Below are 17762 nucleotides of genomic sequence, written 5' to 3'. Positions count from 1 at the left end.
ATTGTTCAGTCTTCAATTAATGAGATTAGTCAAAATTAAAACGCCATTTTGTCTGAAATTATCGAGAGATAACTTAGAGTCAAAATGGCGATGTATTGCGGCTTTTCAGGGGCTCATTGATAACAAAGAGCAGGCTAAATTAGCTGTTGTCTTGTGAGCGTAATTTTACCCAAACCGTATCGTTTTGGTTGATGGTGACTTGACGGTTATACGTTTGGTAGCCATTTTTTGAAACGGTGACGTTATGCAGACCACGAGGTAACTGCACTTCAACCGGAGTGCTGCCGTAATCAACGCCATTAATCACGACATCATCGTTATATTGGTCAGAACGCACGGTCACGTTAACCCAATTTTTATCTTGATTATCGATTTGATTATTGGCGTCATCTTTTAAACAGTAACGACTGGAAACGTTGAGTAGTTTACAGGCAGCAGTGGCTTCAGGTTTCGCTTGCAATTGCGCTTGCATTTCCGTGAAGTAGCTATTGTTGCCTTCAAATCCTGCGCGAATAATTTGACTGTCTTGAACGTGAACATTGAGTTGCACGCCTTTCTCGTTTTGTTTCGCGATCGTTGATTCGGTTAGGCTATCCATCAATTGGATTTTGAAGGTTTTTACTGCTTTTTGCTTGGTTAAGTACTGGCCTTGGCTGGTACATTCGCCGAGCGTCATCGTCGCTGAACAGGTGGTTTTGAAGTTGGTTTGCATCACGTCGCTTTCGCGTAGTTCAGCCCCAAGGCGTTTTACGCGCGCGTCGACTTTTTGCTCTTCAAGGTAAGAAAACTCTGAGCTTAAACGTGCTTGCTTTTGTTTAATCTGAGAAAGGTGTACTTCACTCTCAGTGATGGCTTGTTGGCTTTCAAGTAGCGTCGTTTGGTTCTCTTTTACCGCAGCCCAAGCATTTTGATAAGCTTGTTGAAAGCTCAATAAATCAATCTCTGGATCATCTAGAAGACGGCTATATTGTTTGTCCAGAGCCGATTTTGCACGATTGCGCTTGGCATTTAACTCTTGTTCATCACGCTTAAACTTTGCATTGTCATTTTGCAGTTGTTGAAAGCGTTGAGTTTCAGAGTCGTAGTCAGCGGCGACGGTACTCATCTCTAACTGTTTATTGCTTAGTTTTATATCGATGGCAGCAACAGGATCAGCAGAAGCTTCTTCTGCACTGACTGAAGTCGATAACCAAAATGGGCTTAGCGCGAGCAAAAGCGCTGGGATGCGACGTGTGATCATAAGTCTCTACAACATTTTTGTTTTAATTCACTAAATATAAAAAATATTTAAGACAAAGTTTTGACAGTTCTTCAGAAGCCTGCTTACCCTAAAAGTCTTATATATCCATATCGGCTCTTACAACTCTAAGACTACAATAGCTTTATAAAAGTAAATCTAAAGTGCTAGTTCTATTTTGGGCAGTTCACGAAAATAAGCAAGTAAAGATTGTGGTTTCAATTCAGTCTTTTAGGGTGTAAGTCGCATAGGCCGTAATTTATGTGCACTTGATCATTCTTCCGTGAGAATATGCTTCACTTTTTCTTCAGTTTAAAATTGAAGTTATCCCCAAAATACCGTGGTTCAGCTATGTTTGTCAGGAAGGTTAGATTTTATCGAGAAGGCTTGGAATTTGTTATACCATCAAGAATTGCAATCAATAGCCTAATGCAGCGCGCTCATGAGCAATAAAACGATGATTCAATTACCATCAAATAACGACAAAATTTTGTCTCCTATGCCGGCAGAGTTGGTGACTTTGCCTTCTCATATGGCTTGCCATGATCACAGTTACACGCAGATTGTGATTGGATTGAAAGGGCAGGCCGAATTTGAGGTGAATGGTTACGGCAATTTGGTTGGCCCTGGACAGGGATGTGTTGTGACTTCGGGCTCTGATCATGCGTTTGGCGGTGTTATCGGCCAGTCGGACATTTTGGTGTTAAATATGCCAGCGCCGAATGCTGAAGATCCGCTGGTGCTTGAACGGTTAAATGCGTTGAATCAGTCTGATGTGTATTTTCAATTAGACAACCAGATCCAAAAGCTCATTCAAATGCTCGTCGCAGAAATGCAAGCTAGCCCCAATGATCATTTATTGAGTAGGGCATGCAACGACACGGTTATGGCGTTGCTGCATCGTCATATTTCAGCGTTACATATCAGCCGCAAAGAATCACGTTTTGACCTTGAAGCGATTGATCGATACATCGAACGACACATCACTTATAAAATTTCGGTGGCGCAGTTGGCGGGCAGCGTATTCTTAGGTGAAAGTCAGTTCCATGCCTTGTTCAAAGAGCAACTGGGTATCACCCCTCATCAGTATGTTTTAGGCAAACGCATTGATATGGCCAAACGTCTCATTGAGCAAGGCCATATTACGTTAGGTCAAGTTGCTGAGCTCAGTGGCTTTTCCGGGCAAAGTACTTTTACTCATTCTTTTACTCGTCTGCAAGGTATCTCGCCTTCACAATATAAGAAGCAATTAAGTTACTAATAAAACCAAATGTGGTGTCATTCTTTGCAATTAATGACGTGATCGTGTTTTGTTTTTGTTAAATAACGCGGTTTTTGGCAAAAAATCCGGAGTTTTTGACAAGTAACGAACTCAAGCTCAAAATACACTGCATACCATGGTAGGAAACCTGCTCATTTTTGCAGGTATGAGATTGAGGACAGCACATGTTTACCGCAACAAACGTGTTAAATCGCGAGTTTATTGAGCAGCCGCTTGATACGCTCTGGGCGTTGATCTCGCCACTCTACATGGTGGATGAAACACAATGGTTACGACAACTTTTACCTCTCGCAACCCCTAGCGAAGATGAACAATCCCATATTCAAGCGCAAACCACTTCGCTGATCCAGGCGATTCGAGCCGATAAAAACTCGGTTCAAATGATCGACGCGTTGTTATTGGAATACAGTTTAGATACGCAAGAAGGCATCTTATTGATGTGCTTGGCGGAAGCGTTAATGCGTATCCCTGATCACTCGACGGCCGATGCATTAATTCGTGATAAGTTGAGTGTTGCCGATTGGAAATCACATTTAACGCATTCTGATTCTGTTTTTGTTAACGCGTCAACGTGGGGGTTAATGCTCACCGGTAAGGTGGTTGGACTGTCCTCCTCAAGCGAACCCAGCCCAATTCAAGCGGTAAATCGCTTAGTCAATAAGCTCTCTGAGCCCGTCATTCGTCAAGCCATGCACCAAGCGATGAAGATCATGGGGCATCAGTTTGTGCTTGGTCGTAGCATTAGTGAAGCGCAAAAAAATGCTCGTCCGTTCGTCGATAAAGGCTTTTGCTATTCGTTCGATATGCTAGGAGAGGCGGCGCTAACCGCTGCGGATGCCAACAAATATTTCAAAGACTACTTGATGGCGATTGAGTCAGTCGGCCGAGAAAGTAAGAATTCAGAGATTCATTCTGATTCTGTGTCGATTAAATTATCAGCGTTACATCCTCGCTATGAAGTCGCGAATCAAGACCGAGTCATTAGAGAATTGTATGACACGGTGTTATCGCTGTTAGAGCGCGCGGTTGAACTGGATGTGGCGATAACGATCGACGCGGAAGAGGCGGATCGCCTTGAATTATCACTGGTTCTATTCGAAAAGCTCTATCGTAGTTCAGTAGTGAAAGGCTGGGGGAAACTCGGTCTTGTCATTCAAACCTATTCCAAACGCGCTTTGCCCGTGTTGGTTTGGCTCAATCGCTTGGCTAAAGAGCAAGGCGATATGATCCCGTTGCGTTTAGTGAAAGGGGCGTACTGGGACAGTGAAATCAAATGGTCACAGCAATCAGGCTATGCCAACTATCCCGTTTATACGCGAAAAGAGTCTACTGATGTCGCTTATTTAGCGTGCGCTCGATTCCTATTAAGTGAAGGTGCTCGTGGACATTTGTGGCCTCAATTTGCCAGCCATAATGCGCATACGGTGACTACGATTGCAGTGATGGCTCAGCATGGCGATTATGAGTTTCAGCGCTTACATGGCATGGGAGAGTCGCTCTATCATCATGTGATGGCGATGTATCATCAACCCGTTCGTATTTATGCGCCCGTCGGGAGTCATAAAGATCTACTGCCTTATCTGGTCCGTCGTTTATTAGAAAATGGCGCCAACAGTTCATTTGTTCATCGCCTTGTGGATGCCCGCTGCCCCGTGGAGAGTTTAACTCGACATCCGGTTGATGGCCTTATGGCGCATGAAACGATGAATAACCCCCATATACCGCTACCGCCTTTTATTTTCCCGGAGAGAAAAAATTCGCGGGGCATCAATGTTGATATAGAAAGTGAACTTGCGGCATTTGAACCGCAAGTCACACGCTGGCTAACCCATCAATGGCAGGCTTCGCCGATTATTGATGGGGAATACAAGTACGAAAGCATGATCAAGGGACATAACGCCGAAGTCATCGCCGTATCGGCACCGTTTGACCGTCGCATTTCGGTTGGAAGCGTGGCTTTTTCTCGCCTTGATCATGCTTCCGCAGCGATAGATGTCGCGCAGGCCGCTTTTCCCGATTGGCAAAAAACGACGCCGAGTAGGCGAGCCGCATTATTAGAGAACCTTGCTGATTTACTTGAAGATAATTTGGCTGAACTGGTGGCGTTATGTCACCAAGAAGCGGGAAAAACCATCCATGACGGTATTGATGAAGTCAGAGAAGCGGTCGATTTCTGTCGGTTTTATGCCAAACAAGCGGATACGCTCAATGATGTGACGGTGACGGGGTTTGATGGCGAATCTCGATCGCTTCAACATCAAGGCCGCGGAGTGTTCGTGTGCATCAGTCCGTGGAACTTTCCGCTCGCTATTTTCTTAGGTCAAATTACGGCCGCATTAGTGGCGGGAAACTGTGTCGTGGCAAAACCGGCCGAGCAAACCAGTTTGATCGCCGCTCGTGCGGTGACATTGATGTTGCAAGCCGGATTTCCTACTGGGGTTATTCAATTGTTGCTTGGGCGTGGGCGAGACATTGGTCGCTTATTGACCGAGCATCCTCATATCGCAGGCGTAGCCTTCACGGGTTCAACGCAAACGGCGCAGCAGATCAATCAAACATTGGCGAATCGGGATTGTGCGTCTGTTCCTCTGATTGCAGAAACGGGCGGACAAAATGCGATGATTGTGGACAGTACCGCGTTACCTGAGCAGGTCGTGCGTGATGTGATTCGTTCAGCGTTTGCTTCGGCAGGGCAGCGATGCAGCGCGCTGCGCGTCTTGTTTGTGCAAGAGGATATTGCCGACCGCATCATTGCGTTGATCCAAGGCGCAATGCACGAGTTATCGGTTGGCAATCCACAACTGCATAGTACGGATGTCGGACCGGTTATCGATGCTCAGGCCAAACACAAACTTGCTGCGCATGTGGAAAGAATGACGGCGGAGCACAAAGTGATAGCAAAGTTGAGCCTAGATGAAACGTGTCAGCATGGCGATTTTGTCGCGCCCTGTGCCTTTGAAATTCAGGACATCAGTGAATTAAAAGAAGAGCAGTTTGGCCCTATCTTGCATGTTGTGCGTTTTAAGGCGAGTGAGTTGGCCAATGTCGTAGCGAATATCAATGCGACAGGCTTTGGTCTTACTTTGGGTATTCATAGCCGCAATGAAACCACCTACCGTTGGATTGAGAAACACGCGCAGGTCGGTAACAGCTATATCAACCGTGACCAAGTGGGAGCGGTGGTTGGCGTGCAGCCTTTTGGCGGGCAAGGATTATCTGGCACAGGACCAAAAGCGGGTGGGCCTCATTATCTTTATCGTTTCTCACAACTGTGCCATCAACAGCATTCATGAAAAGGAGCTCCGTTATGGCTGATCAAAAAATTGTCTTCACCGGTGCCTTTTCCGCATGGGAAATCTGGCGATTAACCGAATTCAATGCCAGAAAAGAGGGCCTATTGAGTGTTAAAGATGCCCTCGATAAGCATGACTCTCAGTACGCTCAAGTAATGGGTTTTCATATTGAACAAGCGACGGCATTGATTGGAGTGACTCATTCATTGAATGGCCCAACCGGCGAAAGCAATGAGCTGTATACCACCGGGCGTGGTGTCACGGTGATTATCGTCGAATCAAGCTCAGAGGAAGCATCGATCGTTCTGCTTGCACAACTTACGGCTGCGCTTATCGCGGGCAACAGTGTGGTAATTTGTGGGCATGATCTTCGGTTACAAGCCGTTATTGAGGCGGCGTACTCGTCCTCCTCTTTACCCCAAAATCTGATTCAATTTTTGTCATTGGATGCCGCATCACAAATGCTGGAATCTGATGTGAAAGTAGTGGGCTTTATTGGTTCTTTGAGTGGCGAAATTAAGCTCAATAGACATTTAGCTAAGCGACAGGGCGCGATAGTGACCTTGGTTGCTGAAACCGAAATACAACCATTCAGCATGGCGCATGATCCGTATCTATCGCTGCGCTTCATGACTGAGCGAACGAGAACAATAAATATAACAGCGGTGGGGGGGAACGCGACATTATTAGGCGCGAATCATCTTTGATGCGCCTTGGAGAGTACCTATTGACTCTTTCATTGTGATGCCATGGAGGACATATCGGTGAAAGAGATAATTTTTAGAAGAGGAAAAATACATGGAAAATAGCTTTGCTATTACAACGACGTTTGTTGCTTATTTGATTTTGATGTTAGCAATAGGCGTCATTGCTTACCTACGAACGAAAAACTCCAGCGATTACTTTTTGGGGGGGCGTACACTAGGGCCTTGGCCTGCGGCGCTGTCTGCAGGCGCATCGGATATGAGTGGTTGGTTGCTACTTGGTTTACCGGGTTACGCGTATGCGGCAGGGATTGAAGCATTTTGGTTGGCGGGCGGCCTGCTTGTGGGTACTTGGGCTAACTGGCTAATTAATGCAAAACGTCTGCGTACCTATAGCATTACGACGGACGCACTAACCATTCCTGAGTTTTTTGCACGTCGTTTTAACGATAAGTCGAATCTGATTCAAACGATCTCAGCATTTTTTATCCTTTTGTTCTTCCTTTTTTATACCAGTTCGGGCCTTGTCGCCGGTGGTAAACTTTTTGAGACCGTGTTTGGTTTGGAGTACAGCACTGCCGTTGTTATCGGTACGCTATGTGTGGTGTCCTACACATTGTTTGGTGGCTTTTTGGCGGTGTCATGGACGGATTTAGTGCAAGGCTTATTGATGGCCGCAGCACTGATGATTGTTCCAATTGCGGCAATGCAAGGTGGCTTAGGTGAGCTGACCCAGCAATTGGAAACGATTAACCCTGAACTGCTGACGCTTTGGAATGATTCAAAAGGTGAGCCGCTTTCTGCGATTGCGATTATCTCTTTGGTCGCTTGGGGGTTAGGTTACTTTGGTCAGCCGCATATCTTGGCGCGTTTTAAAGCGTCACGCAGCAATAAAGATTTGACGACAGCTCGTCGTATTGCTGTGCTTTGGACGGCTCTGTCGATGGTGGGTGCATTGCTCGTTGGTTTGGTCGGTTTAGTGTATGTAACAAACACCGGCAGCGTTTCGTTGGATGACGGTGAAAAAATCTTCATGCTGCTTGTGAACGCCATGTTCCATCCGGTTATTGCGGGTATTTTATTAGCAGCGATTCTTGCGGCGGTGATGAGTACTGCGGATTCACAATTATTGGTTTCTTCATCCGCATTGGCCGAAGATTTCTACAAGCAGGTGTTTAAAAAAGACGCCACTTCAGATGAAGTCGTGATGGTGGGTCGTCTTGCTGTGGTCGGGATCTCCGTTGTGGCGCTGATTCTTGCGATGACCCCAGACAGCTCGGTTCTTGGCTTGGTGTCTTACGCCTGGGCGGGCTTTGGTGCGGCGTTTGGTCCAGCGATGGTGCTGAGCCTGTACTGGTCTCGAATGAATCGATTTGGTGCTTTAGCGGGGATTGTTATTGGTGGTGTGACCATCGTGCTTTGGAAGCAGGTTTCCGGCGGGATCTTTGATGTGTATGAAATTGTCCCTGGGATTATCTTCTCAACGCTAGCGATTGTTGTGGTTAGCCTGATCACGGGTGAGCCGGATGATACGGTAAAAGCGCAACATGCGAAGTTTAAGAAGCTGCTGGTTGAGCTAGAATAAGCGGGTTTAACCCGATAGAAAAATGAGAGTCATAACAGCCTTGTATAACAAGGCTGTTTTTTTTGCTGACTATTTTTTTGGGATGCCTCACAAAACATTTTTTACTTGGAAAATATCGGGAACCAAGCGTTTATAAAAGAGTCAATAATACTGACCATCAAGTAAGGGAGAAGAGTCATGCGAAAAATACATTGTGAATGTTGTCAAAAATATACGGCCCATAAAGCGATTATGGTGCGAACGGACAACCAGCATGACACCCTTTTTCAATCGTTCAGTCGCTTTATTTCAGCGGTTATTCAAGGCGATCACTACGTCAATATGGAGCAACAATATTATTGTCGCACCTGCAATCATCAGAGTGAAGGTCGGGTTGTCTCGCTGCCGAATGCTAAGGCGGCGTAATCGGTTCTGAATTTGTACTGCTATCGGCGTTTCCGCTGCCTTGAGTCATTGAGTCAGCGTTGCTTGCTCTTGTTTACGGTGAATCCTAAAGGCATTCACCGTGACAATAAACGGTGAGATTAGATAAAGAGCGATGAAATGATACCGATGGCACCACCAAAAATACCGCCCCATACAACCAACCAGCCAAGATGTTCTTTGATCATTTTTTGCACCATCTCTTTGACGAGTTTTGGTGTCAGTTCGTTTAGGCGCTGATCAATAATATTTTCGATATTCGTTTTGATTTCATCCATCATTGCCGGCGATTCCATTTGTTCTTTTAGCGCCAGTTTCACCGAATCACTTTGACTGATCTCCACCATCGACTCTTGCATTTTTTCAATAAATGGCTGCTTCAGCGGTTGTAGTGCCTCGGTACCACCAAACATCGCAAGCATGCCGCCAAAAGAAGACTGTGCAATCACTTCAACTAATGAATCAAATGCTGGGTTGAGGTCGACTTTAGCGATAACAGGTTCAAGGTTGAGCGTTTTATTGCTGCTCATCTCTTGGCTCAAAAATTTATCGATGTTTTTTACGGTAAAAAATTGCTCCATCATCAATGATTTAATCGCTTGTTTGAACTCTTCAAATCGTGCTGGAATGACACCAGAGCCGTAAAGGCCGGGTACTTTCTCAAACAACATATGGATCGCTAGCCAGTTGGTGATCGCGCCTGAAAAAGCGAACAGACCCGCGTTGAAAGCCAGTGGATTTGCGAAATAATGACCGCCAGCAAGTAAGGCAAGCGCGACGACATTAGTGAGTAGACTTTTGTTCATTGATGGAAAACTCATGGTGTAAAAAGTGAGGGGGAGTATAGCGAAGTCTTTGGTTAGCAAAAAGCCCTCAAGAGGGCTTTTAAAGGTTAGGGCTTAGACGCCTTTTCTTGGTCGATTCAAGGCGTGGAATTAATCGTCATTTTCGCCAAGAAACCCGCCAGTTTGGTGAGTCCATAATTGCGCATAAATGCCTTTGTTTTGTAGCAATTCTTGATGTGAGCCTTGTTCAATGATCTTGCCTTCATCAAGCACAATCAAGCGATCCATTGCCGCAATGGTCGAGAGTCGGTGGGCAATCGCAATGACGGTTTTGCCTTCCATTAATTGATATAAACTTTCTTGAATTGCAGCCTCCACTTCGGAGTCTAATGCTGAGGTGGCTTCATCAAGCACCAGTAGCGGGGCATCTTTCAAGAGCACGCGTGAAATGGCAACGCGTTGGCGTTGACCGCCAGACAGTTTAACGCCGCGTTCACCCACTTGCGCATCGTAACCTACGTTGCCGAATGGGTCGTTGAGCGTTTGAATAAAGTCGTGCGCCTGTGCTTGCTTGGTCGCTTGCAGTAACTGCTCTTCGGTCGCATCGGGCTTACCATACAAAATGTTGTCGCGAATAGAGCGGTGCAGCAATGAAGTATCTTGTGTCACCATCCCAATGTTGCTACGCAGTGAATCTTGTGTCACATCCGAAATCACTTGGCCATCAATACGAATTTGGCCTTGTTCCACGTCATGGAATCGCAGCAGCAAGTTAACCAGAGTGGATTTTCCTGCGCCAGAGCGGCCGACAAGGCCCACTTTTTCACCCGGTTTAATGTGTAAGTTGAGATCGCTGATCACCCCTTTTGTTTTATCGCCGTAATGGAAGCTGACGTTATCAAACTCAATACCACCGTGTTCAATTTTCAGTGGTTTAGCATTGGGCTTATCTTCAATATCGATTGGCTTCGCGAGCGTTTTCATGCCGTCAACCACGGTGCCCATATTCTCAAATAACGCACCGACCTCCCACATGATCCACATCGACATGCCATTGATGCGTAAGGCAAGGCTGATTGCTATTGCGATGGCGCCGATACTGATGGCGTTGTCCATCCAAAGGAAAATAGACAGTGCTGCAATTGAAAAAACGAGAATGTAGTTTGTGATTTCAACGGCAATGTCAAAACCGGTCACTAAGCGCATCTGGCGGTACACGGTTTTTAGAAAACCTTGCATACCTTCTTCGGCATATTCCGTTTCTCGGTTGCTGTGTGAAAAGAGTTTTACGGTAGAAATGTTGGTATAGCTATCAACGATGCGCCCTGTCATTAGCGATCGCGCGTCGGCCTGATCGGTCGCGACTTGCTTTAGTCTCGGTACAAAATAGATTTGAATACCAATATAGGCCGCCAACCAGAAAAGCATCGGGATCACTAAGCGCCAATCCGCTTGTGCCAGTAACACGATCATACTGGTGAAATAGACCGAGACATAAACGAAGACATCCATACTTTTCATGACGGTTTCGCGCACAGCCAGCGCGGTTTGCATGACTTTGGTCGCCACGCGACCGGCAAAATCGTCTTGGTAGAAGTTGACGCTCTGTTTAAGGAGATAACGGTGTGCAAGCCAACGAATAGACATTGGATAGTTGCCTAGCAATGTCTGGTGGACCAATAGTGAATAGCTCACGACCATAAAAGGCATGACGACTAGCAGCAACACACTGTAGAAAATGAGGTCTGCTTTATTGTCTTGCCAGAAGGTCTCGGGGTTGCTATTTGAAAGCCAATCAACCAGGTTGCCCATGGCACCAAATAGTGAGACTTCAACAATAGCAACAATGGTGGCCATGATTGACATGATGATCAATGGCCCTTCAAAGCCGCGCGTGTAGTAACGACAAAAAGCGAAAATGCCTTGTGGCGGTTGCTCTGGCTCTTGATCGGGAAAAGGCTTAGTAAAGCTCTCGAATTTCTTGAACATAGATCATCCTAAAGCGCGACAAAAAAGAAAGAAATGAATGGGTTGTCAGCGCGGTATATTGATAATCGCTATGTTATCGTTTTGTTTATTGAAATGTAACTAGAGACTGAGATATAGGATGAATAATCCATGCTTCCTCGTGTTATATCACGGCCAGAGATGCGTCATCTTTCTCTGTGAATAAGGCCTGAGCGAGGGGGATCTTTGGGAGAGTTTGAACGGGGAAGCGGGTATTGTCTGATGAAAAAAGAGCCAGGATAACTGGCTCTGTTGTAGGACTATTTTGATTGAGAATACTCTGCGAATTTCTCTAAACCAATCACGAGCGCAATCGCTGCGATCATCATGACGATCGCGATACCCAACTGAGCAGGTTGGTTGGCCACATGCTCAAATTCAAATGGCGTCAGGTTATGCTGAATCAGTGGTACCTCTTCACCTTTTGAATTTGTTCTCCATGAAATGGTTTCTTTCCATGGCCAAATCTTTGGTAGCGTACCAATCATGAGTCCTGTTAAAAAGACTAACGTGGTGTCTCTAAAGCGTTTTAGTAGCCAAGACAGAACATGAGAGAAGCTCAGTAAGCCGAGTACACAACCTGTCAGGAATAAAGACAGAATGCCAAAATCAAACGCTTTTACCGCGCCTAAAACCGGTGCGTACATGCCGATAAGCAAAAGGATGAAACTTCCCGAGATGCCCGGAAGAATCATCGCACAAATCGCAATAGCGCCCGCAAGCACAATGTTAATGCTCGTCGGTTCCATTTGCAGCGGGTTAAGAATCGTAATGCAATAGGCAAACGCGACACCTAACAGAAGAAAAACCCCACGGCTTAGAGTGCGCTCTTCGACTTGCTTAAGGATATGGAAGACGGAAACCAGTATGAGACCGAAGAAGAACGACCAAAGAGGAATAGGGTGCGTCACCAGTAACCAAGAAATCAGTTTCGCCAGCGTTGCGATACTGAGGAAGACACCGCTGAATAACGAAATTAAGAACCAGCCATTAATATGATTAAACGCAGACTTAAAACCTTCGCGTTTCCAGATCCCCAAAATACTCGGGTTAATACGGCGGATACTCTCTAGAAGCGTGTCATAGATACCGGTAATAAAGGCGATGGTGCCGCCTGAAACCCCCGGGACTACATCCGCAGCGCCCATTGCAATGCCTTTCAAAAACGTCGTTAAGTAATTCATTCTGTACAGCAATTAGTTTTAGATGGCGAGAGTATACCGAGAAAGATATCTAAAAAGTATGAAAATAGAGCGGTAAACCGCTCTAAAAATGAGATAAATGGACACCTTGTTGGGTTTTTATTCAATCTAAAGAGAGTCGATTGCCATCAAATTTCAACAGTGAAAGTAGCGTGGTTGCATTGTTTCGGCCGCGTTCATCAAATTGTACGCCATAGCGTCGCGTCTGGGCGGTTTGCTTAACGTTACAAATCGTCCCAGTGAGTGTCTCAAAAATGTATTGGCTCCCGGGCGTCCGAATGTGTAATTCGACGTTTTCTCCAGAGATAAACGGACGAGTCAAACTGGGCGTTAGGAACAAGCAACCACTTTTGGATAAATCGCGGAGTACGCATTCGATACGATGCTCGTTGATATGTGCTTTAGCGGGCAAATTGACTTCGTAGCGAGGGTCGCTGCGCAGTGGGGTGGATTGCAGGGTTTGCGGAATAGACATCGCTACCATCGCAATCGGCGTCTTAATGACGTGCAATATTTGGCTGCGGAAACTGAATATCGCCCCTTCACCATGAGGCGAGATGGTACGAATGGTCGCCCAAAACCCCTCTTGAAAAAATGCATGGAGATCGTCGTCAGAGATTTTAGGTAGCTCGATCAAAATCATATGTTTGGAATGGGTACCAATAAAATGACTTCTCGCGCGGTACGTGTTACCGACGGGCGTGATAATTCCGATACTGACATCTCGTCCATGATCGATCATAGGCAAGGCATCGGCACTGTTGAGTATTGACGTCACACGTGTATCTGGATGGACGCGTTGAGCAGTGGCTGCTGAGTTTTTTGCTGTTTGACTATTCATTCCGCTACCATTGTCCCGATAGAATACTCATATAGATAGGCGTGCATAAGAGATACGCATTGCCTAATAGGAATATGCTGTCCATTCTATTGAGGGATCACTGAGAGTTTAAACACCAAGCTAAAATATAAGTTTGAGTAGTTATTATTTTTTGAGGCTAATTATATGCATGAAGTTACTTTAGACCAAGCTCAACAGCAATTTAGTGTGCAACTTGAGGAGAATAAATTCGCTATAGCGAAGTTTCGTTATGAAAATGGCGTCTATATTATTACCTCCACGCAAGTGCCAGCGGCATTGCAAGGCCGAGGTTTTGGTCAGGTTTTAATGGAGGCTGTGCTTAATGAAATCAATAAGCGTGATGCGAAAATTGGGTCTGAGTGCAGTTTTGTTACGCGTTATTTAGAACGCAATGAGCAGTGGCACTATTTACAGGTATAAATCGGCACAAGTATAAGTCGCCAACTATCTTGAAAAACACCAACGCCCTTTAGGTATAAAAAGTAAATAAGATTGAGTGTGAGCGGTTCCCTCTGTAGTCTTGCGAGGCGTTTTATAAGGAACTACTTGATGAACCAACCTCTTGGGTGGAAAACCCCACATAACTTTTTATTAATCATTTCTATTATTGTTCCCGTTGCTTTTTCTAGTTGGATGGCTTTGCTCAATAACTTTGTTGTCGAGAAGGCAAACTTTGATGGTGCGGATATTGGACTATTGCAAAGTGTGCGTGAAATTCCGGGCTTTTTAGCGTTTACGGTTATCTTTGTACTGATGTTCATTCGCGAACAGCGTTTTATGATTTTATCATTGGCGATGCTTTGTATTGGTAGCGCTTTTACTGGCTTTTTTCCTTCGCTCTCTGGGCTGTTATTCACGACATTAATATTGTCGACGGGTTTTCACTATTTTGAGACCTTAAAACAATCGTTAGCTTTACAGTGGTTAACCAAAGAGGAAGCACCAGAAGCACTCGGTAAATACATGTCGATTGGCGCTCTTGCATCATTGTTGACGTATGGTGCGCTTTGGGTATGTTTGGAAATATTCCAACTCGATTTTAAATGGATCTATTTGTTCTTTGGCGGCATTGGTTTGCTTCTTGTTATTTGGATTGCGTTTGCTTTTCCACAATTTGAAACCAAGGTGCCACAAAACAAAAAATTGGTACTGAGAAAGCGTTATTGGCTGTACTACGCATTGACCTTTATGAGTGGTGCTCGCCGCCAAATATTCATGGTTTTTGCGGGCTTTTTGATGGTAGAAAAATTTGGTTATTCTGCATCAGAAGTGACGTTATTGTTTCTCGCGAACTACTTATTTAACTTTCTTTTTGCGAAGCGAATTGGGCGTTTTATCGGAAAAGTCGGTGAGCGAAAAGCGCTTATGTTTGAATATATTGGCTTAATCGGTGTCTTTGTGGGTTATGCGTTTGTGCAAACCGCAGAGTGGGCGGCTGCCTTGTATATTATTGACCACCTATTCTTCGCCTTAGCCTTAGCGATGAAAACGTATCTACAAAAGATTGGTGATCCGGCGGATATGGCTTCAACCGCAGGTGTATCGTTCACCATTAACCATATTGCAGCCGTTGTGATCCCTGTGACGTTTGGTTTGATCTGGTTAGTGTCACCATCGGCCGTGTTCTTTATTGGCGCGGCGATGGCTGCGGTATCACTGTTGCTGTCATTGAATATTCCAGACCAACCAGGTGAAGGCAATGAAGTGCGAGTGTTGAAGTGGAACTAATGTTCCCACCATCAGTCTTTGATTATCCTTACTGATTACTCTGACTGATCAACATTGCTGATAATCTCGAGACAAAAAAGAGGCGCCCAATGAAGGCGCCTCTTTCTTATTTGTGAGTCTGTTAAAATGGATACCAAAACAGTTCTGTGTCGGTCATGCGTTTTGCAATGGCGCCCATTACGATAAGAGCGATAACGACTAATGTCGCCTTATCGATGTTATTAAGCGGGCGTTGGCTATACCAAGTACGGCTCTTATGACGACCAAATCCACGTAATGTCATTGCGTTAGAAATTTCATCGGCACGATCCAAGCTCGAAAAAATAAGCGGGCCCAGGATCTTCGCGACGTTTTGCATACGCTTGAATAAAGGCGTGTTCTTAGACAGGTCTAATCCACGAGCTTGTTGTGCATGCATAATGTTAACGAAATCTTTTTTTACTTCAGGTAGATAACGCAATGTTAAGCTAACCGCATAGGCAATTTTGTAAGGAACGCCAATGCGATTTAAGCTCGCAGAAAATTCTGTTGGGTGCGTTGTAAACACAAAAATTAGCGCAATTGGGAACATACTGAAGTACTTCAGTGTCACCGTCGCTAAGTAAAATAAGGTTTCCTGAGTAATCGAGTATGGTCCTAATGGCAATAGCACGGTGCTTGACCCCATATACTCAGTTCCTTGCTGCGGAGCAAGCAGGAACATAAATAGGGCATTCATCAGCAGTACGCTTACTGTACCGAGAAGCAGTGGTTTATAGACATTCAATGGAACTCGAGTGAGTTTTAGCATCCATAAGCCCGCAATGATCAATACGCTGATTAAGCGTAAATCAAAGGTGGTCAGCACCACGGTTACCCATGCCATGAATAGAGCAAATTTTGTAATGCCGTTTAGGGCATGCAGCGGTGATTTGGTATCAACATAACTGATACCAAATTTCATTTTTGAAGCTTTCATGCCGCTGGTTTCTCGCGTTGAATGAAGGTTTGCATAAAGCGGTTCTTATCGTCGATATTCAATCGTTCGGCTAAATCGTACAGGCTTGTCGTCGTGAGATTCGCACGATCCAACAGCTCTGGCTGGCTAAATACCTGCGTCATCTGTTTATCGGCAATTAATAGACTGTCAGCGAAGACGATTGAGCGTGTGGTGTATTCCAGCACCAAATGCATATCATGAGAGATAATAACCACGGTAATTCCCATCTCACGATTCAGCTTCTGAATAAAACTCAGCATTGCCGTATAGTTGCGGTAGTCTTGACCAGCCGTCGGTTCATCAAGGATCAGCAACTCTGGTTCCATCACTAGGATAGAAGCAATGGTGACTCGCTTTTTCTGACCATAGCTCAGTGCTTCAATTGGCCAGTGTCGATATTTACTCAAGCCGCAAAGATCGAGGACATGCTCCACTTTTTGCGTGATAAGCGCTTCTTCAAGCCCTTTATTACGCAGACCAAAGGCAACTTCATCGAAAATCATATGGTGTGAGATCATATGATTTGGGTTTTGCATCACGACACCGATTTTTTGGCTACGTTCAAAGATGCTCAATGTTTCGATGTTTTGACCATCAAAATAGATCGTACCGGCATCCGGTTCTACAACACCCATCACTAATTTAGTGATAGTGGATTTACCCGAGCCATTTTTGCCTAAAATCGAGACAAATTCACCGCGTTGAACCTCAAACGATACCGCTTCAAGGGCATTTTTTTCACCATCATACGAGTAGGTCAGGTCAGCCACTTTCAGCAATGTTGATTGATGCTCAACACTGGATGTTAAAGGCGTATCGACTTGCCATTGGGTGAAAGCCGATTGGTATGGCTCGACATCAATGGTGTTCAATGAAGACAACTTATCTTGTGCTGATAATGGGCAGTGCGCCGCTTTTAAGGCAGAAAGATAAAGGGGTTCACGAATGCCGTGCTGAGTCAGCAATTCAGAAGCCAATAGGGCATCTGGCGACATGTCGGCAACGATCTCGCCTTGGCTCATCAGAATGACGCGGTCCACATGGCGGTGCAGTACATCCTCAAGACGATGCTCGATAATGATGATGGTTTTATTCGTTTGACGATGCAAATCGTCGATGATCTCAATGGTCTTGCGGCCCGTTTTTGGGTCAAGAGCCGCGAGCGGTTCATCGAACAGTAAAATATCGACGTCATCAACCAAAATGCCCGCAAGAGAAACGCGTTGTTTTTGTCCACCAGACAGATCGTGTGGCGAGCGGTCAAGCATGTCTTCGAGCTCAACCATTTTAGCCGTTGCTTTGACGAGCGGGTACATGTCGATGTTGGAAACCAGTTGGTTTTCCAATGCAAATGCGATGTCTTCACCAATGCTAAGACCGACGAACTGGCTGTCGGTATCTTGCAGTACGGTGCCCACTTGTTCGGTATAGGCGTGCAGGTCAAACGACGATGTTGCTTGACCATTAATGGTTAAATGACCGGTGGTTTCGCCCGCAATTGAATGAGGAATAAGCCCATTCAAACACTGGCCAAGCGTTGATTTACCACTGCCGCTAGGGCCGATGATAACGATTTTCTCTCCTTTCTCTATCCTTAGATTGATATTCTTTAGCGTCGGTTTATCCAGCGACTGATATCTAAAAGAGAAGTCAGAAAATTCGATTGTCATTGCCG

Annotated in this window: 14 protein-coding genes; 7 read left to right on the top strand and 7 right to left on the bottom strand. The window is 45.3% G+C overall.

What is annotated here, in order from left to right:
- Positions 1–139: 139 nt before the first annotated feature.
- Entirely contained in the window at positions 140–1240 is a 1101-nt protein-coding gene (locus OJ16_RS15840; RefSeq protein ID WP_040992216.1) for a PEGA domain-containing protein, read from the bottom strand.
- A gap of 439 nt (positions 1241–1679) precedes the next feature.
- On the opposite strand from OJ16_RS15840, the gene OJ16_RS15835 reads away from it, so the two are divergent.
- From OJ16_RS15835 to OJ16_RS15815, 5 genes are all read left to right on the top strand, one after another.
- Positions 1680–2498: an AraC family transcriptional regulator gene (locus tag OJ16_RS15835; RefSeq protein ID WP_040992215.1), complete on the top strand. Its 819-nt coding sequence runs from the start codon at positions 1680–1682 to the stop codon at positions 2496–2498.
- A gap of 185 nt (positions 2499–2683) precedes the next feature.
- Positions 2684–5812 (top strand): bifunctional proline dehydrogenase/L-glutamate gamma-semialdehyde dehydrogenase PutA, encoded by a 3129-nt coding sequence (gene putA, locus OJ16_RS15830; protein WP_040992214.1) that lies wholly within the window; start codon positions 2684–2686, stop codon positions 5810–5812.
- A gap of 14 nt (positions 5813–5826) precedes the next feature.
- Positions 5827–6519, top strand: coding sequence for a 1-pyrroline-5-carboxylate dehydrogenase (locus OJ16_RS15825; protein WP_040992213.1), 693 nt, complete (start codon positions 5827–5829; stop codon positions 6517–6519).
- Positions 6520–6610: 91 nt separating this feature from the next.
- A complete protein-coding gene (gene putP / locus OJ16_RS15820) occupies positions 6611–8101 on the top strand; it encodes a sodium/proline symporter PutP (RefSeq protein ID WP_040992212.1) in 1491 nt (496 codons plus the stop codon).
- 177 nt (positions 8102–8278) lie between these two features.
- A complete protein-coding gene (locus tag OJ16_RS15815; protein WP_040992211.1) occupies positions 8279–8506 on the top strand; it encodes a hypothetical protein in 228 nt (75 codons plus the stop codon).
- A 119-nt stretch (positions 8507–8625) separates the two neighbouring features.
- Here OJ16_RS15815 and OJ16_RS15810 read toward each other — a convergent pair whose 3' ends face one another.
- The 4 genes from OJ16_RS15810 to OJ16_RS15795 form a co-directional block, all read right to left on the bottom strand.
- Positions 8626–9330 (bottom strand): hypothetical protein, encoded by a 705-nt coding sequence (locus OJ16_RS15810; protein ID WP_040992210.1) that lies wholly within the window; start codon positions 9328–9330, stop codon positions 8626–8628.
- A gap of 129 nt (positions 9331–9459) precedes the next feature.
- A complete protein-coding gene (locus tag OJ16_RS15805; protein WP_040992209.1) occupies positions 9460–11298 on the bottom strand; it encodes an ABC transporter ATP-binding protein in 1839 nt (612 codons plus the stop codon).
- A 278-nt stretch (positions 11299–11576) separates the two neighbouring features.
- Positions 11577–12500: a DUF368 domain-containing protein gene (locus OJ16_RS15800; RefSeq protein ID WP_040992208.1), complete on the bottom strand. Its 924-nt coding sequence runs from the start codon at positions 12498–12500 to the stop codon at positions 11577–11579.
- A 121-nt stretch (positions 12501–12621) separates the two neighbouring features.
- Positions 12622–13359, bottom strand: coding sequence for a flagellar brake protein (locus tag OJ16_RS15795; RefSeq protein ID WP_040992207.1), 738 nt, complete (start codon positions 13357–13359; stop codon positions 12622–12624).
- Positions 13360–13524: 165 nt separating this feature from the next.
- Between OJ16_RS15795 and OJ16_RS15790 the strand changes: the two genes are divergently transcribed.
- Both OJ16_RS15790 and OJ16_RS15785 read left to right on the top strand, forming a co-directional pair.
- Positions 13525–13800, top strand: coding sequence for a GNAT family N-acetyltransferase (locus tag OJ16_RS15790; RefSeq protein ID WP_040992206.1), 276 nt, complete (start codon positions 13525–13527; stop codon positions 13798–13800).
- 129 nt (positions 13801–13929) lie between these two features.
- The gene (locus tag OJ16_RS15785) at positions 13930–15108 is read left to right on the top strand and encodes an MFS transporter (protein ID WP_040992205.1); all 1179 of its coding nucleotides are present in this window, start codon (positions 13930–13932) and stop codon (positions 15106–15108) included.
- A gap of 121 nt (positions 15109–15229) precedes the next feature.
- On the opposite strand, the gene OJ16_RS15780 is transcribed toward OJ16_RS15785, so the two are convergent.
- On the bottom strand, positions 15230–16066 hold the full coding sequence (locus tag OJ16_RS15780) for an energy-coupling factor transporter transmembrane component T family protein (RefSeq protein ID WP_040992204.1): 837 nt from the start codon (positions 16064–16066) through the stop codon (positions 15230–15232).
- Positions 16063–17757, bottom strand: a complete 1695-nt coding sequence (locus OJ16_RS15775; protein ID WP_040992203.1) for an ABC transporter ATP-binding protein — start codon at positions 17755–17757, stop codon at positions 16063–16065. Before OJ16_RS15775 ends, OJ16_RS15780 begins: the two co-directional genes overlap by 4 nt.
- Positions 17758–17762 lie beyond the last annotated feature (5 nt).

Source organism: Vibrio renipiscarius (assembly GCF_000827885.1).
GTDB lineage: Bacteria > Pseudomonadota > Gammaproteobacteria > Enterobacterales > Vibrionaceae > Vibrio > Vibrio renipiscarius.
The sequence above is the reverse complement of the archived record's forward strand: the minus strand, read 5'-3'. Positions and strand labels throughout refer to the sequence as shown.

Bases quoted from the DNA above. Each gene is read 5' to 3' on its own strand.
- OJ16_RS15775 (WP_040992203.1), bottom strand. From the start codon at position 17,757: ATGACAATCGAATTTTCTGACTTCTCTTTTAGATATCAGTCGCTGGAT.
- OJ16_RS15800 (WP_040992208.1), bottom strand. From the start codon at position 12,500: ATGAATTACTTAACGACGTTTTTGAAAGGCATTGCAATGGGCGCTGCG.
- OJ16_RS15790 (WP_040992206.1), top strand. From the start codon at position 13,525: ATGCATGAAGTTACTTTAGACCAAGCTCAACAGCAATTTAGTGTGCAA.
- OJ16_RS15785 (WP_040992205.1), top strand. From the start codon at position 13,930: ATGAACCAACCTCTTGGGTGGAAAACCCCACATAACTTTTTATTAATC.
- OJ16_RS15805 (WP_040992209.1), bottom strand. From the start codon at position 11,298: ATGTTCAAGAAATTCGAGAGCTTTACTAAGCCTTTTCCCGATCAAGAG.
- OJ16_RS15780 (WP_040992204.1), bottom strand. From the start codon at position 16,066: ATGAAAGCTTCAAAAATGAAATTTGGTATCAGTTATGTTGATACCAAA.
- OJ16_RS15835 (WP_040992215.1), top strand. From the start codon at position 1,680: ATGAGCAATAAAACGATGATTCAATTACCATCAAATAACGACAAAATT.
- OJ16_RS15840 (WP_040992216.1), bottom strand. From the start codon at position 1,240: ATGATCACACGTCGCATCCCAGCGCTTTTGCTCGCGCTAAGCCCATTT.
- OJ16_RS15825 (WP_040992213.1), top strand. From the start codon at position 5,827: ATGGCTGATCAAAAAATTGTCTTCACCGGTGCCTTTTCCGCATGGGAA.
- putA (WP_040992214.1), top strand. From the start codon at position 2,684: ATGTTTACCGCAACAAACGTGTTAAATCGCGAGTTTATTGAGCAGCCG.
- OJ16_RS15795 (WP_040992207.1), bottom strand. From the start codon at position 13,359: ATGAATAGTCAAACAGCAAAAAACTCAGCAGCCACTGCTCAACGCGTC.
- OJ16_RS15810 (WP_040992210.1), bottom strand. From the start codon at position 9,330: ATGAACAAAAGTCTACTCACTAATGTCGTCGCGCTTGCCTTACTTGCT.
- OJ16_RS15815 (WP_040992211.1), top strand. From the start codon at position 8,279: ATGCGAAAAATACATTGTGAATGTTGTCAAAAATATACGGCCCATAAA.
- putP (WP_040992212.1), top strand. From the start codon at position 6,611: ATGGAAAATAGCTTTGCTATTACAACGACGTTTGTTGCTTATTTGATT.